At 71.6% G+C, this 24,678-nt stretch carries 19 protein-coding genes; 13 read left to right on the top strand and 6 right to left on the bottom strand.

Annotated elements, in window-relative coordinates; all coding sequences use genetic code 11:
• Window positions 1-303: 303 nt before the first annotated feature.
• On the top strand, window positions 304-2,430 hold the full coding sequence (gene ligA / locus BJ969_RS22890; RefSeq protein WP_221316735.1) for an NAD-dependent DNA ligase LigA: 2,127 nt from the start codon (window positions 304-306) through the stop codon (window positions 2,428-2,430).
• A gap of 452 nt (window positions 2,431-2,882) precedes the next feature.
• Here ligA and BJ969_RS22885 read toward each other — a convergent pair whose 3' ends face one another.
• A complete protein-coding gene (locus BJ969_RS22885; RefSeq protein ID WP_184485672.1) occupies window positions 2,883-3,536 on the bottom strand; it encodes an ACT domain-containing protein in 654 nt (217 codons plus the stop codon).
• A gap of 602 nt (window positions 3,537-4,138) precedes the next feature.
• Between BJ969_RS22885 and gatC the strand changes: the two genes are divergently transcribed.
• From gatC to BJ969_RS22860, 5 genes are all read left to right on the top strand, one after another.
• Entirely contained in the window at window positions 4,139-4,438 is a 300-nt protein-coding gene (gene gatC / locus BJ969_RS22880; RefSeq protein WP_184481933.1) for an Asp-tRNA(Asn)/Glu-tRNA(Gln) amidotransferase subunit GatC, read from the top strand.
• Window positions 4,438-5,973 carry an Asp-tRNA(Asn)/Glu-tRNA(Gln) amidotransferase subunit GatA gene (gatA, locus tag BJ969_RS22875; protein ID WP_184481931.1) on the top strand — a complete coding sequence of 512 codons (1,536 nt, stop codon included), beginning with the start codon at window positions 4,438-4,440 and terminating at the stop codon, window positions 5,971-5,973. Before gatC ends, gatA begins: the two co-directional genes overlap by 1 nt.
• A complete protein-coding gene (locus BJ969_RS22870; protein WP_184481929.1) occupies window positions 5,973-6,170 on the top strand; it encodes a hypothetical protein in 198 nt (65 codons plus the stop codon). Before gatA ends, BJ969_RS22870 begins: the two co-directional genes overlap by 1 nt.
• Window positions 6,167-7,672, top strand: a complete 1,506-nt coding sequence (gene gatB, locus BJ969_RS22865) for an Asp-tRNA(Asn)/Glu-tRNA(Gln) amidotransferase subunit GatB (protein WP_184481927.1) — start codon at window positions 6,167-6,169, stop codon at window positions 7,670-7,672. The genes BJ969_RS22870 and gatB overlap by 4 nt, the downstream gene beginning before the upstream one ends.
• An 82-nt stretch (window positions 7,673-7,754) precedes the next feature.
• Window positions 7,755-8,720: a quinone oxidoreductase family protein gene (locus BJ969_RS22860; protein WP_184481925.1), complete on the top strand. Its 966-nt coding sequence runs from the start codon at window positions 7,755-7,757 to the stop codon at window positions 8,718-8,720.
• Between the two features lie 84 nt (window positions 8,721-8,804).
• Here BJ969_RS22860 and BJ969_RS22855 read toward each other — a convergent pair whose 3' ends face one another.
• Together BJ969_RS22855 and BJ969_RS22850 are read right to left on the bottom strand one after the other, a co-directional pair.
• Window positions 8,805-10,295, bottom strand: coding sequence for a potassium/proton antiporter (locus BJ969_RS22855; protein ID WP_425503614.1), 1,491 nt, complete (start codon window positions 10,293-10,295; stop codon window positions 8,805-8,807).
• A gap of 315 nt (window positions 10,296-10,610) precedes the next feature.
• A complete protein-coding gene (locus tag BJ969_RS22850) occupies window positions 10,611-11,795 on the bottom strand; it encodes a PQQ-dependent sugar dehydrogenase (RefSeq protein WP_343071554.1) in 1,185 nt (394 codons plus the stop codon).
• A 416-nt stretch (window positions 11,796-12,211) separates the two neighbouring features.
• Here BJ969_RS22850 and BJ969_RS22845 point away from each other — a divergent pair, with 416 nt between their 5' ends.
• Complete coding sequence (locus BJ969_RS22845) at window positions 12,212-12,937, top strand: DoxX family membrane protein (protein ID WP_184481921.1); 726 nt, start codon at window positions 12,212-12,214, stop codon at window positions 12,935-12,937.
• A 116-nt stretch (window positions 12,938-13,053) separates the two neighbouring features.
• Here BJ969_RS22845 and ilvD read toward each other — a convergent pair whose 3' ends face one another.
• Both ilvD and BJ969_RS30910 read right to left on the bottom strand, forming a co-directional pair.
• Window positions 13,054-14,898, bottom strand: a complete 1,845-nt coding sequence (gene ilvD, locus BJ969_RS22840) for a dihydroxy-acid dehydratase (protein ID WP_184481919.1) — start codon at window positions 14,896-14,898, stop codon at window positions 13,054-13,056.
• A 222-nt stretch (window positions 14,899-15,120) separates the two neighbouring features.
• Window positions 15,121-16,029: a PH domain-containing protein gene (locus BJ969_RS30910; RefSeq protein ID WP_184481917.1), complete on the bottom strand. Its 909-nt coding sequence runs from the start codon at window positions 16,027-16,029 to the stop codon at window positions 15,121-15,123.
• Between the two features lie 460 nt (window positions 16,030-16,489).
• Here BJ969_RS30910 and BJ969_RS22830 point away from each other — a divergent pair, with 460 nt between their 5' ends.
• The 3 genes from BJ969_RS22830 (at window position 16,490) to ilvC (ending at window position 19,997) form a co-directional block, all read left to right on the top strand.
• A complete protein-coding gene (locus BJ969_RS22830) occupies window positions 16,490-18,322 on the top strand; it encodes an acetolactate synthase large subunit (protein WP_184481915.1) in 1,833 nt (610 codons plus the stop codon).
• A 7-nt stretch (window positions 18,323-18,329) separates the two neighbouring features.
• Window positions 18,330-18,836: an acetolactate synthase small subunit gene (gene ilvN, locus BJ969_RS22825; protein WP_184481913.1), complete on the top strand. Its 507-nt coding sequence runs from the start codon at window positions 18,330-18,332 to the stop codon at window positions 18,834-18,836.
• A 165-nt stretch (window positions 18,837-19,001) separates the two neighbouring features.
• Window positions 19,002-19,997 carry a ketol-acid reductoisomerase gene (gene ilvC, locus BJ969_RS22820; protein ID WP_184481911.1) on the top strand — a complete coding sequence of 332 codons (996 nt, stop codon included), beginning with the start codon at window positions 19,002-19,004 and terminating at the stop codon, window positions 19,995-19,997.
• Window positions 19,998-20,564: 567 nt separating this feature from the next.
• On the opposite strand, the gene BJ969_RS22815 is transcribed toward ilvC, so the two are convergent.
• Complete coding sequence (locus BJ969_RS22815) at window positions 20,565-21,425, bottom strand: LysR family transcriptional regulator (RefSeq protein ID WP_184481909.1); 861 nt, start codon at window positions 21,423-21,425, stop codon at window positions 20,565-20,567.
• A gap of 69 nt (window positions 21,426-21,494) precedes the next feature.
• Here BJ969_RS22815 and BJ969_RS22810 point away from each other — a divergent pair, with 69 nt between their 5' ends.
• From BJ969_RS22810 to serA, 3 genes are all read left to right on the top strand, one after another.
• Window positions 21,495-22,532 (top strand): EamA family transporter, encoded by a 1,038-nt coding sequence (locus tag BJ969_RS22810; protein ID WP_246457063.1) that lies wholly within the window; start codon window positions 21,495-21,497, stop codon window positions 22,530-22,532.
• 10 nt (window positions 22,533-22,542) lie between these two features.
• Entirely contained in the window at window positions 22,543-22,815 is a 273-nt protein-coding gene (locus BJ969_RS22805) for a DUF397 domain-containing protein (RefSeq protein ID WP_184481907.1), read from the top strand.
• Between the two features lie 217 nt (window positions 22,816-23,032).
• Window positions 23,033-24,622: a phosphoglycerate dehydrogenase gene (serA, locus tag BJ969_RS22800; RefSeq protein WP_184481905.1), complete on the top strand. Its 1,590-nt coding sequence runs from the start codon at window positions 23,033-23,035 to the stop codon at window positions 24,620-24,622.
• The last annotated feature ends 56 nt before the right edge of the window (window positions 24,623-24,678 follow it).

Here is a 24,678-nt window from a genome sequence, read left to right as displayed (position 1 = left end):
CCCGCCCCGGCGACCACGGCGGCTCGTCCTCGGGCGCCGACCGCGCACGGTGGGCACCGTCCGCCGGATGAGCACCGGATACGGGCCGGACCGTGCTGTATCAGGTGGTGCTGCCCGCTCCCGAGGGCGTGGTGATCCGCGCGAGCCGTCGGGGGCCCTGGTTAGGCTCATGACGTGACCAGCAAGGACCGCACCGGTACGGCCTCCGGCGAGACGACCGGCCCCGCCGCCGCCCAGCCCGCTTCGACCCAGCCCGCCCCGACCGGGGCGGAGCCGGTCGCGCGCCCCGAGGAGGACGCCGAGCTGCCCGGCGACCCCGCCGTCGAGCAGGCGGAGGGCGTGGAGGACGTGCCCGCCGAGGTCCGCGAGCGCTACGCGGCGCTGGCCGAGGAGGTGCGCGGGCACCAGTTCCGCTACTACGTGCTCGACTCGCCCACGATCGCCGACTCCGAGTTCGACGAGCTGTTCGTCGAACTCCAGCGCCTCGAATCCGAGCACCCCGCGCTGCGCGACCCGGACTCGCCGACGCAGGTCGTCGGCGGCACCTTCTCCACCGAGTTCACCGCGGTGGACCACTTGGAGCGGATGCTCAGCCTGGACAACGCCTTCGACACCGAGGAGTTCCGCGCCTGGGTGGACCGGGTCGAGCGCGAAGTCGGCTCGGAGGCGCACTACCTGTGCGAGCTCAAGATCGACGGGCTGGCCATCAACCTGCTCTACCGCGACGGCAGGCTCGAACGCGCGCTCACCCGCGGCGACGGCCGCACCGGTGAGGACGTGACGCTCAACGTCCGCACGATGGGCGACGTGCCCACCGAACTGCACGGCAGCGACGAGTACCCGGTGCCGAAGCTGGTGGAGGTGCGCGGCGAGGTGTTCTTCCGGGTGGAGGAGTTCGCCGAGCTCAACGCCGCGCTGGTGGAGGCGGGCAAGTCGCCGTTCGCGAACCCGCGCAACGCCGCCGCCGGATCGCTGCGGCAGAAGGACCCGCGGGTGACCCGCAGGCGCCCGCTGCGGTTGATCTGCCACGGCCTGGGCAAGCGGGAGGGCTTCGAACCGGCCCGCCAATCGGAGTCCTACGCCGCGCTCAAGGCGTGGGGCCTGCCGGTGTCCCGGCACACCCGCGTGCTGTCCCACGCGGACGAGATCGTCGAGCACATCCGGTACTGGGGGGAGAACCGGGACACCGCCGAGCACGAGATCGACGGCGTCGTGGTGAAGGTCGACGAGGTCTCGCTGCAGCGCAGGCTCGGCACGACCTCCCGCGCGCCGCGCTGGTCCATCGCCTACAAGTACCCGCCGGAGCAGGCGACCACGACGCTGCGCGACATCAAGGTCAACGTGGGGCGCACCGGCCGCGTCACGCCGTACGCGGAGATGGAACCGGTGAAGGTCGCCGGGTCCACCGTCTCCATGGCCACCCTGCACAACTCCGACGAGGTGCGGCGCAAGGGCGTGCTCATCGGCGACCGCGTCGTGATCCGCAAGGCCGGGGACGTGATCCCGGAGGTGCTAGGCCCGGTCGTGGACGTCCGCGACGGTGCTGAGCGCGAGTTCGTGATGCCCTCCGAATGCCCGGAGTGCGGTTCCCCGCTGTCCCGGCAGAAGGAGGGCGACGTCGACATCCGCTGCCCGAACTCCCGCTCCTGCCCGGCGCAGCTGCGGGAGCGTCTGTTCCACCTCGCCGGTCGCGGCGCCTTCGACATCGAGGCGATGGGCTACGAGTCGGCGGTCGCGCTGCTGTCGTCCGGGGTGCTGGTGGACGAGGGCGACGTGTTCGACCTCGACGAGGGGCAGCTGCTGGAGACGGAGCTGTTCCGCACCAAGGAGGGCAACCTCTCCGCGAACGGCGCGAAGCTGCTCAAGAACCTGGCCGCGGCCAAGGAGAAACCGCTGTGGCGGGTGCTGGTGGCGCTGTCCATCCGGCACGTCGGCCCGACCGCCGCGCAAGCCCTGGCGCGGGAGTTCGGTTCGCTGGAGCGCATCGAGGACGCGGCGGAGGAGGACATCGCGGCCGTGGACGGCGTCGGCCCGACCATCGCCTCCGCGGTCCGCGAGTGGTTCGAAGTGCAGTGGCACCGCGAAGTGGTGCGCAAGTGGCGCGCGGCAGGGGTGCGGATGGCCGACGAGCAGGACGAGTCGGTGCCGCGCACGCTCACCGGTCTGTCCATCGTGGTCACCGGTTCGCTGGAGACGTACTCCCGGGACGAGGCCAAGGAGTTCATCATGGCCCGCGGCGGCCGCGCCGCCGGTTCGGTGTCGAAGAAGACCGCGTTCGTGGTCGTCGGCGACTCACCCGGATCCAAGTACGACAAGGCCGTGCAGCTCAAGGTCCCCGTGCTGGACGAGACCGGCTTCCGAATCCTGCTCGAACAGGGCCCCGAAGCCGCCACCGAAGCAGCCCTCGACACGGAATCCGCAACCGAGTGAGCCTGTTGCCCGGTCTTCGGCCTGCGTAGCTGGTCGGGTGGCGGAACCTCAGCGGTTTCCTCGCTGCGGGATCTTTTTTCCAAGTGGCTCCGCCACGAGGAAAAAAGCCGTCCTCGCGAGGAAACCGCTGAGAACCCGCGGGTGGTCTTTTTGCTCTGGTGGTCACTGCTCAGCGGCTTCGCCGCTGACAGGACAACGACGACGAACGTCGCTCACCTGGGCAGTCCGCAGCTCGGGAATCCGTGTGGAACGGTTCGATCATCGTCTTGTCGGCGGCGAAGCCGACGAGCAGCGACCACGCACGCAGCCGGACCAACAGCGGGTTCTCAGGTGTCTTCTCGCGAGGACAGCTTTTCCCTCGTGGCGGAGCCACTCGGGAAAAAGATTCCGCAGCGAGAAGACACCTGAGAACCCGCCACCCGGCCACCACAGCAAGCGGACCGGGGGAGCCCTCAGCCGTCGAGGACGACGGAGACGATTCCTGCCAGGTGCGCGAGTCGCGCTACCTCGGCGGCGCGGAACATGGGGCCGCCGGGGCGGCCGGCCAGCAGCACTCGGTCGGGCTTGCCGATCGGTGTCGCGGCCAGTTCGGTGCCCAGCTCCTGCCAGGTCTCCGGCACCCAGATCTCGTCACCGTCGAGGATCGTGGCCCGCGGCAGCGGTAACCACGGCAGTTCCAGGTAGCCCTGCTGCGGGGCCGATGAACTCGCGGCGAGCTGCTCCGCGCCGCCCGAGTGGTGCCCGAACACGATCGCCCAGCCCGATCGGATGATCTTCGGGACGCCTTCGGCGAAGATCTGCAGGCCGTTGCCGGGTTCGGCCGCGATGTCCTCCACCAGTTCCAGCTCGCGGTGGGTGTCCAGCACGCCCGCGTAGGGGCGGACCGCGTCGACCTCGACGCCGTCGACCGATTCGGCGGCGGTGATCAGGATGTCCGGCAGCCTGCCCGAGGGCAGTTCCACGACCATGTCGTCGATCGCCACGTCACCGCCGCGTTCGACGACGTCGACGCTGAGGATGTCGGCGCCGATCTCGCCCAACGCGGAGGCCACCGCGCCGAGCACGCCCGGACGGTCCGGTATCTGCACCCGGATCAGGAAGGACACCGGACTCAACGCCTCCAGCTTCGTGCGCGGCACCTCGCCGTCCGCGCTCCCCGCGCCGCACGGCCGCACGCGGAGGCCACCGTGCGCCCGGCAGGCGGGGCAAATTGTGGCAGACACCGCAGCCTATCGGTGAGACCGGCGTTCGTGTAGTGAAACGGCGGGCCGCCGTCGCTGGTCCCGGATGTTTCCCGCACCGCGGCGCCCGCGTCCCGGAGTGCGGACCCCCGGCCGCCGCCCGCCCGCGGGCGCACGTCCCTGGGCACCGGATCGGGTTTCCGCTGAGCGGACGGCGCCGCACCCGTCCCGTCCGCATCACGGGAGCGGGGAGACGGCGGCGCAGGACGGGGGAATTCCCTACGAGCCGCGGTCGCGCCGCTGCGCTCGTGCCGATGCGGGGAGCATTCGGAAGCGGGGGCGGGTGGCGCGTGAACGGTCACCGGCAAACGGGGGTGGTGACCGTTCACGGTGCCCGGACGACCGGCCGAACCGGCGCCGCGCACAGCGCGCGCGACACTCGGTTCGCCCCCTGAACGGGCACATGCGGGCTCCGCAATAGACTGAGGTCCAACCGTGATACCGGACATGACCAGGGAGCCTTCGTAGTGTCCAAGATCTCCCGCGACGAGGTCGCGCACCTCGCCGGCCTGGCCAGGCTGGCGGTCACCGAACAGGAGCTCGACACCTTCGCCGGGCAGCTCGACGTCATCCTGGAGTCGGTGGCGAGGGTGGGTGAGGTCGCCGCGGACGACATTCCGCCGACCTCCCACGCGGTGCCGGTGACGAACGTGTTCCGCGACGACGTGGTGCGGCCCAGCCTGCCGCGCGAGGCGGCGCTGGACGGCGCGCCCGCGGCGGAGGACAACCGGTTCCGCGTTCCGCGGATCCTGAGTGAGGAGGCGTGATGACTTCGACCGCGACCGGAGGTGACTCGGCCCTGATCGGCCTGTCCGCCGCCGATCTCGCCGACCGGCTGTCCTCGGGCGAGGTGACCTCGGTGGAGGCCACCCAGGCCCACCTGGACCGCATCGCCGCCGTGGACGGCACCGTGCACTCGTTCCTGCACGTCGACGAGCAGGGCGCGCTGGCCGCGGCCCGGCAGGCCGACGAGGACCGGTCCGCGGGCAAGGCGGCCTCGCCGCTGGCGGGCGTTCCGCTGGCGCTCAAGGACGTTTTCGCCACCAGCGACATGCCCACCACCTGCGGCTCGAAGATGCTGGAGGGCTGGCGGCCGCCGTACGACGCGACGGTGACGCGACGGCTGCGCGAAGCGGGCGTCGTCATCCTCGGCAAGACCAACATGGACGAGTTCGCGATGGGCTCGTCCACCGAGAACTCCGCGTACGGCCCGACGCGCAACCCGTGGAACACCGACCGCATCCCCGGCGGTTCCGGCGGTGGCTCCTCGGCGGCGCTGGCCGCGTTCGAGGCTCCGCTGGCGATCGGCACCGACACCGGTGGCTCGATCCGCCAGCCCGGCGCGGTGACCGGCACCGTCGGCGTGAAGCCCACCTACGGCGGCGTGTCCCGCTACGGCCTGGTCGCCTTCTCGTCCTCGCTGGACCAGCCCGGCCCGTGCGCGCGCACGGTGCTGGACGCGGCGCTGCTGCACGAGGTGATCGCTGGGCACGACCCGATGGACTCCACCTCGATCAGCTCGCCGGTGCCGCAGGTCGTGGCGGCGGCGCGCGAAGGCGCCGCGGGCGACCTGACCGGCGTCAAGGTCGGCGTGGTCCGCGAGTTCGCGGGCGACGGCTACCAGCCGGGCGTGGAGCGGTCGTTCCGCGCCGCGGTCGAGCAGCTCTCGAAGCTGGGCGCGGAGGTCGTGGAGGTCTCCTGTCCGCACTTCGAGTACGCGATGGGCGCCTACTACCTGATCGCGCCGAGCGAGTGCTCCTCGAACCTGGCCCGGTTCGACGCGATGCGCTTCGGCCTGCGCGTCGGCGACGACGGTTCGCACAGCGCCGAAGAGGTCATGTCGCTGACCCGCGAGGCCGGGTTCGGCCCTGAGGTGAAGCGCCGCATCATGCTCGGCACCTACGCGCTGTCGTCCGGCTACTACGACGCCTACTACGGCCAGGCGCAGAAGGTCCGGACGCTGATCACCCGCGACTTCGCCGCCGCGTTCGAGCAGGTGGACGTACTGGTGTCGCCGACGACGCCGACCACGGCGTTCGAGATCGGCGAGCGCACCGAGGACCCGCTGGCGATGTACCTCGCGGACCTGTGCACCATCCCGTCGAACCTGGCGGGCAACGCCGCCATGAGCATCCCCAGCGGACTGTCCGATGAGGACGATCTTCCGGTGGGCTTGCAGATCATGGCCCCGGCGCTGGCCGACGACCGGCTCTACCGGGTCGGTGCGGCCTACGAGACCGCCCGCGACGCCGCCCAGGGCGGCCCGCTGCTCGACCGTGTCCCCGCTCTGGAGGTGGCGTGATGAACTCGAAGATCAAGGCAGCGTTCCAGCTCGCGTCGGTGCTCTCCGCGGCCTTCGGGCTGCGCGCGAGCATCCGCGACGCCAAGGCGAACAACGACCGGCTCGCGATGGCCGACTCGATCATCACCGCGCTGGGCCTGATCACAGGCACCGCGCTGGCGATCCGCACCCTGCGCAAGGGGGATGACGGCAAGTGACCGCGGTCGCCGAGATCATGGACTACGACGAGGTCCTGGAGCGGTTCGACCCGGTCCTCGGCCTCGAGGTGCACGTGGAGCTGTCCACGGCCACCAAGATGTTCTGCGGGTGCGCCAACGTGTTCGGCGCCGAGCCGAACACTCAGGTGTGCCCGGTGTGCCTGGGGCTGCCCGGCGCGCTGCCGGTCGTCAACGGCAAGGCGGTGGAGTCGGCGATCCGCATCGGGCTGGCGCTGAACTGCCAGGTCGCCGAGTGGTGCCGGTTCGCGCGGAAGAACTACTTCTACCCGGACCAGCCGAAGAACTTCCAGACCTCGCAGTACGACGAGCCGATCGTCTTCGACGGTCACCTCGACGTGGTGCTCGACGACGGCGAGACGTTCCGCGTCGACATCGAGCGGGCGCACATGGAGGAGGACACCGGCAAGTCGCTGCACGTCGGCGGGGCCACCGGCCGCATCCACGGCGCCGAGCACTCGCTGCTCGACTACAACCGCGCGGGCGTCCCGCTGGTGGAGATCGTCACCAAGCCGATCGTCGGTGCCGGTGAGCGCGCTCCCGAGGTCGCTCGGGCGTACGTGGCGGCGCTGCGGGACCTGCTGCGGTCGCTGGACGTGTCCGACGTGCGGATGGACCAGGGTTCGCTGCGCTGCGACGCGAACGTCTCGCTGATGCCGAAGGGCGCGGACGAGTTCGGCACCCGCACCGAGACGAAGAACGTCAACTCGCTGCGCAGCGTGGAGCGCGCGGTGCGCTACGAGATGCGCAGGCACGCCGCGGTGCTGACCTCCGGCGGCGAGATCCGCCAGGAGACCCGGCACTTCGACGAGTCGACCGCGACGACCTCGGCGGGTCGCAAGAAGGAGACCTCCGAGGACTACCGGTACTTCCCGGAGCCGGACCTCGTGCCGATCGCGCCGTCCCGCGAGTGGGTCGAGGAGCTGTCGACGACGCTGCCCGAGCTGCCGTGGGAGCGCCGCAAGCGCATCCAGGACGAGTGGAAGCTCTCCGACGAGGAGCTGCGCGACCTGGTCAACGCCGGGGCGCTCGACCTCGTCGCCGCCACCGTGGACGCCGGTGCGCCCGCGGCGGAGGCGCGCTCCTGGTGGGTCGCCTACCTGTCGCAGCAGGCCAACACCCGCGGCGTGGAGCTCACCGAGCTGGCGATCACGCCCGCGCAGCTGGCGCGGGTCATCGCGCTGGTCGCGGACGGCAAGCTGACGAACAAGCTGGCCCGCCAGGTCGTCGACGGCGTGCTCGACGGCCAGGGCGAGCCCGACGAGGTCGTCACCGCGCAGGGCCTGGAGGTCGTCTCGGACGACTCCGCGCTGCAGGCCGCCATCGACGACGCGCTGGCCGCGCAGCCCGACGTGGCGGACAAGATCCGCGGCGGCAAGGTGCAGGCCGCGGGCGCCGTCGTCGGCGCGGTCATGAAGGCCACCGGCGGCAAGGCCGACGCGAAGCGGGTCCGCGAGCTCATCCTCGCCGCCTGCGGGCAGTGACCCGGGTCGACTGATCGGACCTCCCGTCCCGTTCGCGGGGCGGGAGGTCTTTTTTCGTTCGACGCGACGAACCGGGGGAGACATGCGAGCGTGGCTGACCGCTCCCGGCGAGCGCTGGGATCTCGCCGAACGTCCGGTGCCCGAAGCGGGCGCGTTCCAGGTGCTGGTCCGCGTGCGCGCGGCGGCGGTGAACCGCGCGGACCTCGACGAGGCCGACGGCTCCTACCGGCCCCGGGGCACCGGAACCGACCGCCACGTCGCGGGTTCCGACGTGACCGGCGAAGTCGTCGACGTCGGCTCGGACGTGACGGGCGTGCGCATCGGCGACCGCGTCCTGGCCATGGTGGAAGGCGCTCTCGCCGAGTACGTGGCGCTGGACCACCGGCTCGTCATCCCCGTTCCGGCCCGCCTCACCGCGGAGCAGGCCGCGGCCCTGCCGTCGGCGTTGATGACGGAGTACGACGCGCTGATCCGGCAGGGCGGGATGCCGCCCGGCGGATCGGTGCTGATCACGGCCGGGACTTCCGGGGTGGGGTTGATCGGCGCCGAGATCGCCCGGTGGGCCGGGGCAGGGGCGGTGGCGGTCACCACGACGCGGGCGCAGGCACCACCGGAACTGGCCGGACGCGGCCTGCGGGTGATCACCGGCGGGATCGGCGGGTTGCGCGGCGCCGTCGCGGACGGGCTGCGGGCCGACCTGATCGTCGACCACACCGGTGGGGACTGGTTGGACGAGCTCATCGCCGCGACCCGGATCGGCGGCACGATCATGCAGGTCGGCAGGCTCGCCGGGCGGCGCGCCGCGCTGGACCTCGACCGGCTCGCCCTGCGTCGGGTCCGGATCGTCGGGACCACCTTCCGCACCCGCGACGACGAGCAACGCGCCGCCATCGCGGCGGCGATCCGCCGCGACCTGTCCGCCGCCGTCGACAGCGGCGAGATCACTCCGGTCGTGGCCCGGACCGTGCCGTTCGCCGAGGCGGACCGCGCCGTGGAGCTGCTGCGCGGTGGCGGCCTCGTGGGCAAGGTCGTCGTGCTGTTCGGCTGATGTCCGGCTGGGAGGCGGAGCTCGCGCACCGGAGACCGCGGGCGTTCCGCTGCCCGGACGCCTCCCCGCGCCACCGGGCCGGGGTCAGTCCGGGGCGCCGTACTCGCCGAACCAGTGCGCGAGGCGGCCTCGGCGGCTCACGGCGCGCAGGCGGCGTTCCGCGGCGTCCCGCGCTCGCGCGGTCGTCATGATGAGCAGTTCGTCCCCGGTGGTCAGGCGGGTGGCGGGTTCGGGGACGAAGGACCGGCCCGCCCGGATGATCAGGGTGATCACGCTCGGCTCCGGCAACCGGAGCTCCCGCAGCGTCACGTAGTGCAGCTGGGAACCGGTGGGCACCGACACGGTGAGCAGCTCCGCGTCGAGCACGTCCAGCGGAGCCACCTCCACCTGGATCTCCCGCGCCGCATCCGCCCGGACCAGCCCCAACCGGCGCGCCAGCCCCAGCAGCCCCGGCCCCTGCACCAGGGTGAACACCGCGACCAGCACGAAGACCACGTTGAGCACCCGGTCGCTGCCGGGCACGCCCGCCACCACCGGGAAGGTCGCCAGCACGATCGGCACCGCGCCGCGCAACCCGGCCCAGGACACGAACGCCTGCTCCCGCCACGGCAACCGGAACGGCGCCAGCGCCACCAGCACCGACACCGGCCGCGCCACCAGCAGCAGCACCAACCCCACCACCAGCGCGGGCAGCAGCTCCGGCAGCAGCTCGTGCGGCGTCACCAGCAGGCCCAGCAGCACGAACAGGCCGATCTGCGCGAGCCACCCGAGCCCCTCGGCGAACGAGCGCAGCGAAGCCCGGTGCGGCAGCCCCGAATTCGCCAGCACCAGCCCGGACACGAACGCGGCGAGGAACCCGGACGCGCCGACCGAGCCCGCGGCGGCGAACGCGACCACCCCGAGCCCGAACATCGCCAGCGGGTACAGGCCGGACGCCGGGAGCGTGATGCGGTGCAGGACCCACGCCCCGAACCAGCCGACCCCCACGCCGATCACGGTGCCCACCGCGAGCTGGTAGAGCACGTTCCCAGCCACCTCCAGCGGGTGGATCTCCAGCGGGATCGTGCTGAACAGCAGCACGAGGATCACCGTGGGCGCGTCGTTGAACCCGGACTCGGCTTCCAACATGCCCGACACGCGCCGCGGCAGCGGCAGCGTGCGCAGCACCGAGAACACCGCCGCCGCATCGGTGGAGGACACGATGGCGCCGAGCAGCAGCGCCGCCTGCCAGTGCATGCCGATGAGCAGGTGAGCGCCCACCGCGGTGATCGCGACGCTGACCGCGACTCCGACGGTGGCGAGCAGACCGCTGGGCGTCAGCAGCGGGCGCACGTCGGACCAGCGCGTGGTGAGCCCGCCCTCGACGAGGATCACCGCCAGCGCCGCGGTGCCCAGGTTCTGCGCGAGCTGGGCGTCGTCGAAGCGCAGTCCCAGCCCGTCCTCGCCGATCACCAGCCCCAGCGCGAGGAACAGCAGCAGCGCGGGCAGCCCGAAGCGCGCCGCGGCCCGCGTGGCGACGATGCTGGCCAGCAGCACGAGTCCGCCCGCCAGCAGCGCCGTGTACAGCTGCGGCAAACTCATCGCTTCCCCGTCCCGGCCACCGGCGCGTCGCCGCGCTCCGGATCGGCGATGCGTCCTGAGTGGACCATGAGCCGGGTCGTTTCGTCCGGTGCGCCACGCTGGTCCGCGCCGGTCGCTCTGCTTCGGCGTCGTGCTCGCCGCAGGACCGATGTCGTGCGCGGCCGCGCCACGAGCGGCGTCGCTTTCCCCGCGAGCGGGACGCTGCCGGACCCGCGGGATTGCGACGTGTGCCGTGCGCGCCCCTAGGCGGGACCGGCTCCCGGTGCGCGCTGCGGTCACGCGGCGCGGATCGGCCTCGTCAGGTCGCGGTCAGTCCTTGCCGCTGTCGCCCGAGGGCGGTTCGATGCGGATGGCCCGGTCGTCGCTGGGGACGGGGGTGCCGCCGGACTTGTTCGCGGTGCCTAGCCAGAGCTGGCCGTCCGGGCCGGTCGCGGCGGCGGAGAAGCGCCCGTAGGTGCGTTCCATGACCTTGGACGGCTGGCCGGTGAAGGTGCCGTCCGGGCCGGGGTTGAGGGTGTAGAGCGCCGCCGCGTCCGTCAGCGCCACGACGACCGACGCGGGCCCGGCCGCGCATCCGGCCACGCCGGGGCGGTCCGGCCAGCTCCACGCCGGGGCGCCGAGGGCCGCGCCGAACTCCAGCCGGTGCAGCGCATCGCGCGAACCGGCGCGGTCGGTGAGCCAGTAGCCACCGGTGTTGATCGCCCCGCACAGCCCGCCGGGATTCGACACCCCGGACGCCACCACGCGCGAAGCCGGGTCGGGGTTGCCGGGCGCCGCCGCGCCGAACCCGTCGATGCGCAGCACCTTGCCGGCCAGCGAAGCCGGATCGGTCGCGTTCGCCCGGTCGCCCGCGTCGCCCGTGGCGACCAGCAGCGCGCCCCGGCCGTCGTCGAGCAGCGCGCCGGAGTTGCCGGAGGCGCCCTTGGGGATGCCGGTGAGGACCGGTTTCGGGTTGTCCCGCGGCGCGACCCGCAGCACCTGGTTCTCGCCGTCCACGCTCGCGTAGGCGTAGATCAGCTCGTCCTCCTGGTAGCTCGGCGACAGCGCGAGCCCGGTGAGCCCGCCGCCGCCGGAGGGGTCGACCGGCACGCGCGCCACCTCGACCGGTTCGGCGTCCTGCTCGACCCGCAGGATTCGGCCGGTGGTGCGTTCGCCCACCAGCGCGGCCTTCCCGTCGGGCAGCACGGTGATCGCGCCCACCGGGTCCAGGCAGGTCGCGACGACCGCCGGATCGGGGTCGATGCAGCCCGCGGGTACCGAAGACGGCGGTTCGGTCGGCTGCCCGGGTTCCGGCGGGGGAGGGGCGGGCTGCTCGATGGAGGGCTGCGGTCCGGCCTGCGGCTCCAGCGAAGGCTGGTCCCGCCAGGCGTTCGGGTGCTCGTTCGGGAACTGCGCGCAACCGCCCGCGGTGAAGGCGCCCACGGCCAGCAGCACTCCCACCGCTCGCGCGCGAGTACGGCGATCGGGGCGGGAGGTGCGCTGGGAGGCTGCCACGAGGTCCGAGGGTATCGGCCCGGTCGTGAACGCACGGTGAGCACCCGAGGGTCCGGATCATGCGGCGCCGCGCCCGGGAGCTCGCGCCGTCCCACCCGGTGGAAGCCGCTTCCCGCCGGTTCGAGCCGAGCAGTCGCCGCACGGCGACCGAATGCAGCAATTCCGGATGGGCCCCCGGACACCGATCGGTGCGGATCGGTGGCGACGGACGGTGCCGACTCGGTGATTCCCGGTGTTCTCAGATGCCGATCTTACTGCTGTCGCCAGCGGAAACCGGGAATTCACCGAAGGTTCGCGGGACCGGCGGAGCATTCTGCCGGATGCCGGAACACCCGGATGCCGACCGAATTACGTCTGGAAAAGGTTCACCCGAAAGGGTCGCTTCACCCGTGTGTGATGCCTTAACCTTCACCGCCGTGAGCATTCACGACGATCGCCCGAGCGGCGCGGGCGGAAACCGCGACGACCGCGCGCAACGCGGCGGAAAAAAGTCCGCCGACGGGCCTACGGGAACCCAGGGCCTCGGCGTGCAGGACTACGACTACTACGACGACGCCGCCTACAACGACGGTGCGGCGACCTCGGTGGTCGACCGCCGTTCCGGCGACGAGTTCTACGAAGAATTGGACACCCGGAAACCATTCGGCTGGAACGCCGGAGCCGACCTCGGACTCCTGGCATTGCGGCTGGTGATCGGCGGGATCTTCGCCGCCCACGGTGCGCAGAAACTGTTCGGCGTGCTCGGCGGCACCGGTCCGGAAGCGTTCGCGCAATCCCTGGCGAAGTCCGGGTTCGAACAGAGCGCGGTGCTGTCCCTGGTCACCGGCGGGACCGAGCTCGGCGCCGGCGCGCTGCTGGTGCTCGGCCTGTTCACCCCGCTGGCCGCCGCGGGCATCGTCGGCGTGATGGCCAGCGCCATCGTGTCGATGAAGCTGCCCGGCCCGTTCTTCGACCAGGAAGGCGGCTACGAGTACCTCGTGGTGCTCATCGCCGCCGCGCTGTGCCTGATGTTCGCCGGGCCCGGCCGGGTCGCGCTGGACAACGGGCGCGCCTGGTTCCGGCACCCGCTGGTCAGCGGCTTCATCAGCCTGGTGATCGCGGCGGGTTCGTCGGCCGCGGTGCTGATCCTGCTGCGCTCCTGAACCGGTGGCCCCGCCCGCCGGGCGGAGCCGCGCGATTCCCCCGAGAACGACACGTCCCCCGAAACGAGACCGGCCGGGTTCCCCGCGGAACCCGGCCGGTCTTCTTCGTCATCCGGTCACTTCGAGACGTCGCGGACCGCGCCGTACGAAGCCGAGGTGGCCAGCCGCGCGTAGGCCCGCAACGCGCTGGTCACCGGTCGCTGCCGGGATTCCGGCTGCCACGGGTGCTCGGCGGCGTCCATCTTTGCGCGCCGCTCGGCGAGCACCTCGTCGTCGACGAGCAGCTTCAGGGCGCGTTCGCGGACGTCGATGAGGATCTGGTCGCCGTCCTGCACCAGGCCGATCGTGCCGCCGCCCGCCGCCTCCGGCGAGATGTGCCCGATGGACAACCCGGAGGAGCCGCCGGAGAACCGGCCGTCGGTGATCAGCGCGCACTTCTTGCCCAGGCCGGAGCCCTTCAGGAACGCCGTCGGGTGCAGCATCTCCTGCATGCCGGGGCCGCCCGCCGGGCCCTCGTAGCGGATCACCAGCACGTCGCCCGGTTCGATCTGCTTCTGCAGGATCGCGGCCACCGCCTGCTCCTGGCTCTCCATGACCCGCGCGGGGCCCTGGAAGTACCAGAGCTCCTCCTCGACGCCCGCGGTCTTCACGACCGCGCCGTCCTCGGCGAGGTTGCCGCGCAGCACCGCCAGGCCGCCGTCGGCGGTGTAGGCGTGCTCGAAGTCGCGGATGCAGCCGTCGGCGGCGTCGGTGTCCAACGAGGACCAGACGTTCTCCGTGGAGAACGCCTGCGTGGTGCGCACCCCGCCGGGAGCGGCGTGGAACAGGTCGAGCGCCTGCTGCGAGGGCGACTCGCCGCGCACGTCCCACTGCGACAGCCATTCGGTGAGGCTGCCGCTGTGCACGGAGGACACCTCGCGGTGCAGCAGCCCGGCGCGGTCCAGCTCGCCCATGATCGCGGAGATTCCGCCGGCCCGGTGCACGTCCTCCATGTGGTAATCGGAGTTCGGCGCCACCTTCGACAGGCACGGCACCTGGCGGCTGATCCGCTCGATGTCGGAGAGCTCGAAGTCGATCTCGCCCTCGCGCGCGGCGGCCAGCGTGTGCAGCACCGTGTTCGTGGAGCCGCCCATCGCCATGTCCAGCGCCATCGCGTTCTCGAACGCCTGCTTGTTGGCCACCGAACGCGGCAGCACGGAGTCGTCGTCCTCCTGGTACCAGCGCTTGGAGATGCGCACGACGGTGCGCCCGGCCTCCTCGAACAGCTCGCGGCGCAGCGCGTGGGTGGCCAGCGTCGAACCGTTGCCCGGCAGCGCGAGGCCCAGCGCTTCGGTGAGGCAGTTCATGGAGTTCGCGGTGAACATGCCCGAGCACGACCCGCAGGTCGGGCAGGCGGACCGCTCGACCTCGCTGAGCCCTTCGTCGTCCACCGCCGCGTTCGCCGACGCGGAGATCGTCGTGATCAGGTCGGTCGGGGCCTGCGCGACGCCCTCCACGACAACGGCCTTGCCGGCCTCCATCGGCCCGCCGGAGACGAACACCGTCGGCACGTTGAGCCGCATCGCGGCGTTGAGCATGCCCGGAGTGATCTTGTCGCAGTTCGAGATGCACACCAGCGCGTCCGCCTGGTGGGCGTTGACCATGTACTCCACCGAGTCGGCGATGATCTCGCGCGAGGGCAGCGAGTAGAGCATGCCGCTGTGGCCCATGGCGATGCCGTCGTCCACCGCGATCGTGTGGAACTCCCGCGGCACGCCGCCTTCTTCGCGGATCTTCTCGGCCACCACGTCGCCGAGGTCGCGCAGGTGCACGTGACCGGGCACGAACTGGGTGTAGGAGTTGGCGATGGCCACGATCGGCTTGCCGAAGTCGTCGTCGGTCATGCCGGTGGCACGCCACAACGACCGGGCGCCTGCGGCGTTCCGTCCGTGCGTGGTGGTGCGGGAGCGCAACTGGGGCATGGTCCTTCTCGGTTTCTCGCGAAGTTCGCGTCATAGCGGCGAAAGACGCCCACCTTGTGGGTGGGGGCGAACGGCGGTGACCACGACGCTACTCCTGCCCGGTGCCGTCCGGTCCGACCGGTTCTCGCTCGTCGGGCGTTCGTGACGCACGCCTCGGGAGCCGTGCGGGCGGTGCTGCGCGTCGTTCGGGGAGCGCGCTCGTGGTCGTGCGGGTGCGGTGCGTCAGTCCGCGGACTTCGGGCCGGTGCGCCCGTCGTCGCCGGATTCCGCGCGCTCGGCCGGGTCGGCGCCGGTCTCGGACGGCTGCTGATCGGCGGCCGGAGGCTCGGAGGCGGTGTCGTCGGCGGGCTCGTCCTCGCCGGTCTCGGGCTGCGCCGGTGCGGCGTTCGGGTCCGGCAGGCGACCGCCGCTGAGCTCGGCGAGCCGGGGCAGGTCGCGCACCCGGATCGCCGGGAGCACGACCTCCTTGCCGGAGACGAGCACGGCGCGCACCCAGCGCTTCTCGTCCAGCCGCACCGAGGCGAGCTCGTCCCAGCCGAAGCGGGTGGTGCTGAACTGGCCGCGCGAGCTGATGCGCTCGGCCGTCACCACGGTGCGCGGGCGCATGATCGCGTAGCCGAGCGCCAGCGGGATCAGGTACGCGGGCAGCAGCAGCGGGAACGGCTGCGCGAACGCGATCGGCGTCACGCTGATCGCCACCGCGAACACCGCCAGCAGCGAGATCCGGGTGAGCTGGAACGTCAGCGACTTCGGCAGCGCCTTCGCGCGCCCGGCGGTGGCCTTCGCCACCGCCGGGCGCGCGGGGTCTTCCGGGGCCGCGTCCCGTTCGCCGGGGGCGTTCTCAGCGGAGTCCTGCTCACCGGAGTTCGGCTCGACGATCTCGCGCTCGGCGGTCGCCTCGGACGTTCCGGCGCCGGACGTGGCGGCGTCGGGCAGCTCCGCGGCGTCCCGGGTCGCCGTGCCGGTCGTGCCCTGCTCCTCGGACGTGCTCACTTCGCGGGTCCCCTCTGCCTCGGCGCGTTCCGAGCCCGCCGCGTCCGGACTGCCCGATTCCGCCGGGGCGGAGCCGGAGCCGGTGCGGCCGGGCCCGTTCTCGCCGGGCCGTTCCGATGCCGCTGGGGACTCGCTCACCCCCCGATGCTCTCACCCGTGCGCACGCGGTCCGCAGAGTCCCGGACCGCAGGCGCCGGCGAACCGCCCGGACCGTTCCCACCTGGTGGCACCGCCGGTCCCGCGACCTGCGACCCACCGAGCCGGAGGAGGAGCGACGTACGCCACACCGGGCTCGGCCGAATGCGAACGGGATATCCGTGAACAGGGAAAACGCCAGCGGAAGCGGGGTTTCGAGCCGTTTTCGGCGTCCACCATGCGGGAATCGCGTCCCGCATGGTTTGACCCGGTGGCACCAGTGCCGTTAACGTCCTCGCCATGCTGCGACTGCACGACATTCTCGTACTTCCCCGGCGCGTCGACGCCTGAGGAAGCTCCGCAGCGTCGACGCGCCAACCCTCGTACGGTCCCCTTTTCGGCCCGGCGGGGGTTTTTTCGTGCCCACTCACCGACCACCACCGTTCGGACAGAGGCGAACTCGATGACCAGCGCCCACACCAGGCAGAGCCCGGTCCCGGCACCGCCGCCGGGACACCGTTCCAAACCAGCACCGTCCCACGACGCCCCAGCGCAGGTCACCGGCGCGCAGTCGCTCGTGCGGTCGCTGGAGTCCGTCGGGGCCGAGATCGTCTTCGGCATTCCCGGCGGCACCATCCTGCCTGCCTACGACCCGCTGCTGGACTCCACGAAGGTCCGGCACGTCCTGGTCCGCCACGAACAGGGAGCCGGGCACGCCGCCACCGGGTACGCCCAGGCCACCGGCAAGGTCGGCGTGTGCATGGCGACCTCCGGTCCCGGCGCGACGAACCTGGTCACGGCGCTGGCCGACGCGCAGATGGACTCCGTGCCGATCGTGGCGATCACCGGTCAGCAGGCCACCAGCCTGATCGGCACCGACGCGTTCCAGGAAGCCGACATCTGCGGCATCACGCTGCCGATCACCAAGCACAACTTCCTGGTCACCAAGGCCGAGGACATCCCGCGCACCATCGCCGAGGCGTTCTACATCGCCGCCTCCGGGCGCCCCGGTCCGGTGCTGGTCGACATCCCGAAGGACGTCCAGCAGACCGCGACCACGTTCTCCTGGCCGCCGGAGATGAAGCTGCCCGGCTACCGCCCCACCAGCAAGCCGCACGGCAAGCAGGTCCGGGAAGCCGCGAAGCTGATCACCGCGGCGCAGCGGCCGGTGCTCTACGTCGGTGGTGGCGTGCTCAAGGCCGAAGCGACCGAGCAGCTGCGCGAACTGGCCGAAGCCACCAACATCCCCGTCGTCACCACGCTGATGGCGCGCGGCGCGTTCCCCGACTCGCACCCGCTGCACCTGGGCATGCCCGGCATGCACGGCAAGGTCGCCGCCGTCGCCGCGATGCAGCGCTCCGACCTGCTGATCACCCTCGGCGCCCGGTTCGACGACCGGGTCACCGGCCAGCTGTCCTCGTTCGCGCCGGACGCGAAGGTCGTGCACGCCGACATCGACCCGGCGGAGATCTCCAAGAACCGCAACGCCGACGTGCCGATCGTCGGTGACTGCAAGGAGGTCATCGCCGAGCTCATCGACGCCGTCGCCACCGCCACCGCGGACGGCGGCACCGCCGACCTCGGCGCCTGGTGGACGCAGCTGAGCACCTGGCGCGACACGTTCCCGCTGGGCTACGAGTGGCCCGCGGACGGCAGCCTCGCCCCCGAGTACGTCATCGAACGCATCGGCGCCCTCGCGGGCCCGGACGCCGTCTACGCGGCCGGTGTCGGGCAGCACCAGATGTGGGCGGCCCAGTTCGTCGGCTACGAGCAGCCGCGCAGCTGGCTGAACTCCGGCGGGCTCGGAACCATGGGCTACGCCGTTCCCGCCGCGATGGGCGCCAAGGCGGGCGTGCCCGGCAAGGACGTCTGGGCCATCGACGGCGACGGCTGCTTCCAGATGACCAACCAGGAACTCGCCACCTGCGCCATCGAAGAACTGCCCATCAAGGTCGCCGTCATCAACAACGGCAACCTCGGTATGGTCCGGCAGTGGCAGAGCCTGTTCTACGCCGAGCGCTACTCACACAGTGACCTCGGAACCCACAAGCACCGCATCCCCGACTTCAAACTGCTCGCCGAAGCGCTGGGCTGCGTGGGACTGCGGTGCGAATCCCGCGAGGACGTCGACAGCGTCATCCAGCGGGCCATGGAGATCAACGACCGACCCGTCGTGATCGACTTCGTGGTGGGCAAGGACTCCCAGGTGTGGCCCATGGTGGCCGCGGGCACCGGCAACGACGAGATCATGGCGGCGCGCGGAATCCGCCCGCTGTTCGACGAGGACGAGGGGTGACCCACCGATGAGCCGACACACGCTCAGCGTGCTGGTGGAGAACGTGCCGGGTGCGCTCGCCCGCGTCTCGGGACTGTTCTCGCGCCGCAGCTTCAACATCGAGTCACTGGCCGTCGGGCCGACCGAGCACCCGGAGATCTCCCGGATGACGATCGTGGTCGCCGTCAGCGACCAGCCCCTCGAACAGGTCACCAAGCAGCTCAACAAGCTGGTCAACGTGATCAAGATCGTGGAGCTGGAACCGGAGGTCGCGGTGCAGCGCGAACTGCTGCTGGTGAAGGTCCGCGCGGACGCCTCGGTGCGCAGCCAGGTCCTCGAAACCGTGCAGCTGTTCCGGGCCAAGGTCGTCGACGTCTCCCCGGAGGCGCTGACCGTGGAGGCCACCGGCGACGGCGAGAAGCTCAACGCGCTGCTGCGCATGCTGGAGCCCTACGGTGTGCGGGAGATGGTGCAGTCCGGGTCGATCGCCATCGGCCGCGGCCCCCGCTCCATCACCGCCACCGCGGTCCGCTGACCCGAATCCCGGCAGCGGCGCCGGGAAACCGACCGGCGGCAGGCGTGGGCCCGCGGCCGGGCCCCGCCGCGAACGCACCGGCCGTGGAACACCGGGCGGGCGACACCGGGCAGGCACCGCCGGGAAGACAATCGAACAAGTCCCGAAAGGAACACGGAAACCATCATGGCAACTGAGATCTTCTACGACGCCGACGCCGACCTGAGCATCGTCCAGGGCCGCAAGGTCGCGATCATCGGCTACGGCAGCCAGGGCCACGCGCACGCGCTGAGCCTGCGCGACTCCGGCGTGGACGTGCGCATCGGCCTGCCCGAGTCGTCGAAGTCCCGCGCCAAGGCCGAAGAAGAGGGCCTGCGGGTGCTCACCCCGGCCGAGGCCTCCGCCGAAGCCGACCTGATCATGATCCTGGCGCCCGACACCAAGCAGCGCGAGATCTACGCCAACGACGTCGCCCCGAACCTCAACAGCGGCGACGCGATCTTCTTCGGGCACGGCTTCAACATCCGCTACGGCCTGATCCAGCCGCCGTCGGACGTCGACGTCGCGATGGTCGCCCCCAAGGGCCCCGGCCACCTCGTGCGCCGCCAGTTCGTCGACGGCAAGGGCGTGCCGTGTCTGATCGCCATCGAGCAGGACGCCTCCGGCAGCGCGCAGGCGCTGGCGCTGTCCTACGCCGCGGGCATCGGCGGCGCGCGCGCCGGCGTCATCAAGACGACCTTCAAGGAAGAGACCGAGACCGACCTGTTCGGTGAGCAGGCCGTCCTCTGCGGTGGCGCCAGCGCGCTCGTGCAGACCGGTTTCGAGGTGCTCGTCGAAGCCGGCTACCAGCCGGAGATCGCCTACTTCGAGGTCCTGCACGAGCTGAAGCTGATCGTGGACCTCATGTGGGAGGGCGGCATCGCCGGGCAGCGCTACTCCTGCTCCGACACCGCCGAGTACGGCGACCTCACCCGTGGACCGCGCGTCGTCGACGCGCACGTCAAGGAGTCCATGCAGAAGATCCTGGGCGAGATCCAGGACGGCACCTTCGCGAAGGAATGGGTCGCCGAGGACGAGGCCGGTCGCCCCAACTTCAACAAGCTCCAGCAGGCCGGCAACGACCACCAGATCGAAGAGGTCGGCAAGAAGCTGCGCGCGCTGATGTCCTGGACCGGCAAGTGAGCGTTCGCGAACGACGACTTCGCGGAGTCATCTGATCGGTGACGTCCGCGATCAAGGCCCGGCGATCCCCACAAGGGATCACCGGGCCTTCGTCGTCCGGAACGGCTTTCGAGCCGGGTTCGACTTGCCGTGGGGGACGGCTTTGGAGTCTCGCTCGGCTTGGCGTGTGGCGTCGGGTTTCAGAGCCTTCCCGGGTTTGGACGTGTGGTTGCCGTGGTGCATGGAATGCCGGGTTCACTGCCCCCTGCACCCGAAACTCGCGCCACGGCGAAGCCGTGCAGTTGGGCGGCGAAGCCGTGCAGTGGGCGGGCAAAGCCACGCTTGCCCCGCGGCGTAGCCGTGCAGTGGGCGGCGAAGCCAGCCTGCCTTGCGGCCGTAGGCCGTGCCTGTATTCGCGAAGCGAATAGCCCACGTCGAAAAGCCGCTCACCGGCGGGTTCTCAGCGTTCTTCTCGCGAGGACAGCTTTTTTCCTCGTGGCGGAGCCACTTGGGAAAAAGATCCCGCAGCGAGAAGGACGCTGAGGTTCCGCTACCCGGACACCAAAGCAGAACGAGCCGTGGAAGCAGTCAACGAACCGCCTCGGCGTAGAGCTCCGTGAGGAGGGCTACTGCGGCGGAGGTCGCGGGGTGCGGGTCGTGGCGGCGCCAGATCAGGTGGACGGGAACGGGGTCGGCGTCCCGGACGAGGCGGTAGACGATGCCGTCGCGGCGGTACTGGGTGAGGGTGCTCTGCGGGGTGATGCCCACGCAGCGGCCGGTGGAGATCGCGGCCAGCCAGTCGTCGATGTCCGGTGTGCGTTCCAGTTCGGGGCGGTCCTGCGGCGGCCACAGGTCGGTGGTGGTGGTGCCGGTGCGGTGGTCGACGGCCAGGACGCGCTGCCGGATCTCGTCCAGCGTCAAGGAACGGCGGCGCGCCCACGGATCGTCGGCGGCCAGCGCGCAGTAGCGGCGTTCGTGGCCGACGGTGGCGTGGTCGTAGCGGTGGGCGTCGATCCCCACGCGCACCACCGCCAGGTCGCACGCCCCTTCGGCGAGGCCGCCGGTCTGCGTGTTGGTGCGGACCAGGTGGAGCTCGACGTCGGGGTGGCGGTCCGCCCAGCGGCGCTGGAACTCGTTGGTGTGCCCGCCCATCGCCGACCAGGCGTGCCCCAGCCGCAACCGCGTGTGCCCGGTGGTGGCCTCGCGGACGAGGTCGTCGACTTCGGCGAGCAGGTGCCGGGCGCGGGCGAGCACCTGCACGCCCGCCGTGGTCGGAGTGCAGGTGCGGCTCGTCCGGTGCAGCAGCCGCACGCCGAGCGCGCGCTCCAGCGCCAGCACCGTGCGCGAGACCGCCGCCTGCGAGACGCCCAGCTCGATCGCGGCGTCGGTGAACGTGCCGGTGTCCACGATCGCGACCAGGCACCGCAGGTGCCGCAGCTCCACATCCATGACTCCAGCGTATGGCCGGGGCCGCCGACGCATTTTGCGCGGCCGATGCCGACCCCGATTCTCGGGACCATGACGGGAGCGGAGCGGGCGGGAATCCCCGCCACGATGGGAATCGCCGGACCGGAGACCGCCGCGGTGAGCGACGCGGCGGGCACCGGTGCGCAGGGAACCGGGACCACCGGCCGGGGCGCCGGGATGGCCCTGATGCTGGGCGGCGGGCTGTCCAACCAGCTCGGGGCGGCGACCGGGGCGCTGGCGTTCCCGGTGATCGGCCCGGCGGGCGTGGTCGCCGTGCGCCAGTGGGTGGCGGGCATCGTGCTGCTGCTGGCCGGGCGGCCCCGGTTCCGCTCGTTCACCGCCCGCCAGTGGTGGCCCGTGCTGGGCCTGGCCGGGGTGTTCGCCACGATGAACCTGTCGCTCTACACCGCGATCGACCGCATCGGCCTGGGCCTCGCCGTCACGCTGGAATTCCTGGGGCCGCTGGCGGTGGCGCTGATCGCGTCCCGGCGGCTGCTCGACCTCGGCTGCGCGCTCGCCGCCGCCGCGGCCGTCGTGGTGCTCGTCCGCCCGCAGCCGAGCACCGACTACCCCGGCATCGCGCTGGCGCTGCTGGCGGCGGTGTGCTGGGGCTGCTACATCCTGCTCAACCGCACCGTCGGCCGCCGGGTGCCCGGCCTGCAGGGTTCGGCCGCCGCGGCGGCCGTCTCCGCGGTCGCATACCTGCCGATCGGTGCCCTGGTGCTCGTGCACCACCCGCCGACGGCGGCGGCGCTCGGCTTCGCCGTCGTCGCGGGCGTGCTGTCGTCGGTGGTGCCCTTCCTCGCCGACCTGCTCGCGCTGCGCCGCGTCCCCGCGCAGTTCTTCGGGGTGTTCATGAGCGTCAATCCGGTGCTGGCCGCGCTGGTCGGCGCCGTGGTGCTGGGGCAGCGGCCGGGCTGGCCGGAATGGGCCGCCATCGTGGTCATCGTCGGCGCCAACGCGGTCGCGACGCTGGCCGCCCCGCGGGCCGAGATCGTGCGCGGAGGCGGGATCGCCCCCGCTGAGCAGCGACCCGACGAGCGCACGGCAGCACCGACCACACCCGATCACGCGATCGAGCGGGCGTGACGGCGGCGGTATGGTGCCCGGCGTGAGCGAAGAGACCAGTACGACAGTGGACGCACCGGTGGACGACAAAGCGCACATCCGGCACAAGCTGGACTTCACCGACGCGGAATGGATCACCAGCACCGAGGACGACGACGAACCCGGCGTGGAGATCGCCTTCGTCGACGGTTACATCGGCATGCGCAACGGTGCCGAACCCGAAGGCCCTGTCCTCGTTTTCACTCCCGAGGAATGGGACGCTTTCGTCGCCGGAGCAAAGGATGGCGAGTTCGACGAACCGTGATCAATTAACCGCGCAATCAAGCGGCTGAGCTGCTAGAACACCTTCTTATTCCGATCCGGTCGAACACCGTTGCCGGTAGCCCCGGACGGCGTGGAGTGGGATTGGGATGCGTCACACCCTTGTGAACGAGTTCTCAATCTCCCGTTAAACTGCCTGACCGTCCGGGTACAACGCCGTGCCCTGCTACGACCGTGATCCCTCTCAATGGAGCGCGCCCGTGACCAATCGTCCTGTCGTCCTGATCGCCGAGAAGCTGGCCCCCTCCGTGCTCGAAGCGCTCGGAGACGAGGTCGAGATCCGCCACGTCGACGGCACGGACCGGCCGGCCCTGCTCGCGGCCGTCGCCGACGCCGACGCACTGCTGGTCCGCTCCGCGACCAAGGTCGACGCCGAGGTCCTGTCCGCGACGAGCAAGCTCAAGGTCGTCGCCCGCGCCGGTGTGGGCCTGGACAACGTCGAGGTGCCCGCCGCCACCGAGCGCGGCGTGATGGTGGTCAACGCGCCCACCTCCAACATCGTCTCCGCCGCCGAGCACGCCCTCGCGCTGCTGCTGTCGGTGGCCCGCAACGTGGCCGCCGCGGACGCCAGCCTCAAGGCGGGGGAGTGGAAGCGCAGCTCCTTCAGCGGCGTCGAGCTCAACGGCAAGACCGTCGGCGTCGTCGGCCTCGGCAAGATCGGCCAGCTGTTCGCGCAGCGCATCGCCGCCTTCGGCACCAAGCTCATCGCCTACGACCCCTACGTGTCCGCCGCGCGCGCCGCGCAGCTGGGCATCGAGCTGGTGAGCCTGGAAGACCTGCTGGCGCGGGCCGACGCGCTCTCCATCCACCTGCCGAAGACGGCCGAGACGCTGGGCCTGATCGGTGCGGAGGAGCTCAAGAAGGCCAAGAAGGGCCTGATCGTCGTCAACGCCGCCCGCGGCGGTCTCATCGACGAGGAGGCGCTGGCCGAGTCGATCCGCAACGGCCACATCGGCGGCGCGGGCATCGACGTCTACAAGACCGAGCCCACCACCTCCAGCCCGCTGTTCGAGCTGGACAACGTCGTGGCCACCCCGCACCTGGGCGCCTCCACCGCCGAGGCGCAGGACCGCGCGGGCACCGACGTGGCCCGCTCGGTGCTGCTGGCGCTGCGCGGCGACTTCGTCCCGGACGCGGTGAACGTGCAGGGCGGTGCCGTCGGCGAAGAGGTGCGCCCGTACCTGCCGCTGACCCAGAAGCTGGGCCAGCTGCTCGCGGCCGTGCTGGGCACGACGCCGACCTCGGTGACCGTGGAGGCCCGCGGCGAGCTCGCCGACGAGGACGTGTCGGTGCTGCAGCTCGCGGCGCTGCGCGGGGTGTTCTCCGGGGCCGTGGACAGCCAGGTCACCTTCGTCAACGCGCCGCAGCTGGCCGAGGACCTCGGGGTCGAGGTCGAGGTGAAGACCACGCCGGAGAGCCCGAACCACCGCAGCGTCGTCTCGGTGCGCGCCGGTCTCGCCGACGGGCGCACCGCGGTCGTGTCGGGCGCGCTGTCCGGGGCGAACCTGGTGGAGAAGCTCATCGAGGTCAACGGCCGCCACTTCGACCTCCGGGCCGAGGGCAGCGTGCTGCTGCTGGAGTACCCGGACCGCCCCGGCGTGATGGGCACCGTCGGCACCCTGCTCGGCGAGGTCGGCGTGAACATCGAGGCCGCCACGGTCAGCCAGACGACCGAGCGCTCCGACGCGATCATGCTGCTGCGGGTGGACCGCCCGGTCGAGGCCGGCGTCCTGGAGCCGATCGGCGCGGCCGTCGGCGCCCGCACGGTGCGGACGGTCGACTTCGAGTGATCCGCTGATCTCCGGCCGGACGTGGTCCGGTGCGATTGCGAAAAGGGCCGTCCCAC

This window comes from Saccharopolyspora gloriosae, from assembly GCF_014203325.1.
In the GTDB taxonomy this organism is placed as follows: domain Bacteria; phylum Actinomycetota; class Actinomycetes; order Mycobacteriales; family Pseudonocardiaceae; genus Saccharopolyspora_C; species Saccharopolyspora_C gloriosae.
The sequence above is the reverse complement of the archived record's forward strand: the minus strand, read 5'-3'. Positions and strand labels throughout refer to the sequence as shown.

Excerpts from the sequence above, each read along its gene's own strand:
- gatA (WP_184481931.1), top strand. The coding sequence starts at position 4,438 with ATGACTTCGACCGCGACCGGAGGTGACTCGGCCCTGATCGGCCTGTCC.
- BJ969_RS22870 (WP_184481929.1), top strand. The coding sequence starts at position 5,973 with ATGAACTCGAAGATCAAGGCAGCGTTCCAGCTCGCGTCGGTGCTCTCC.
- BJ969_RS22860 (WP_184481925.1), top strand. The coding sequence starts at position 7,755 with ATGCGAGCGTGGCTGACCGCTCCCGGCGAGCGCTGGGATCTCGCCGAA.
- ilvD (WP_184481919.1), bottom strand. The coding sequence starts at position 14,898 with ATGCCCCAGTTGCGCTCCCGCACCACCACGCACGGACGGAACGCCGCA.
- BJ969_RS22830 (WP_184481915.1), top strand. The coding sequence starts at position 16,490 with ATGACCAGCGCCCACACCAGGCAGAGCCCGGTCCCGGCACCGCCGCCG.
- ilvN (WP_184481913.1), top strand. The coding sequence starts at position 18,330 with ATGAGCCGACACACGCTCAGCGTGCTGGTGGAGAACGTGCCGGGTGCG.
- ilvC (WP_184481911.1), top strand. The coding sequence starts at position 19,002 with ATGGCAACTGAGATCTTCTACGACGCCGACGCCGACCTGAGCATCGTC.
- BJ969_RS22815 (WP_184481909.1), bottom strand. The coding sequence starts at position 21,425 with ATGGATGTGGAGCTGCGGCACCTGCGGTGCCTGGTCGCGATCGTGGAC.
- BJ969_RS22810 (WP_246457063.1), top strand. The coding sequence starts at position 21,495 with ATGACGGGAGCGGAGCGGGCGGGAATCCCCGCCACGATGGGAATCGCC.
- BJ969_RS22805 (WP_184481907.1), top strand. The coding sequence starts at position 22,543 with ATGGTGCCCGGCGTGAGCGAAGAGACCAGTACGACAGTGGACGCACCG.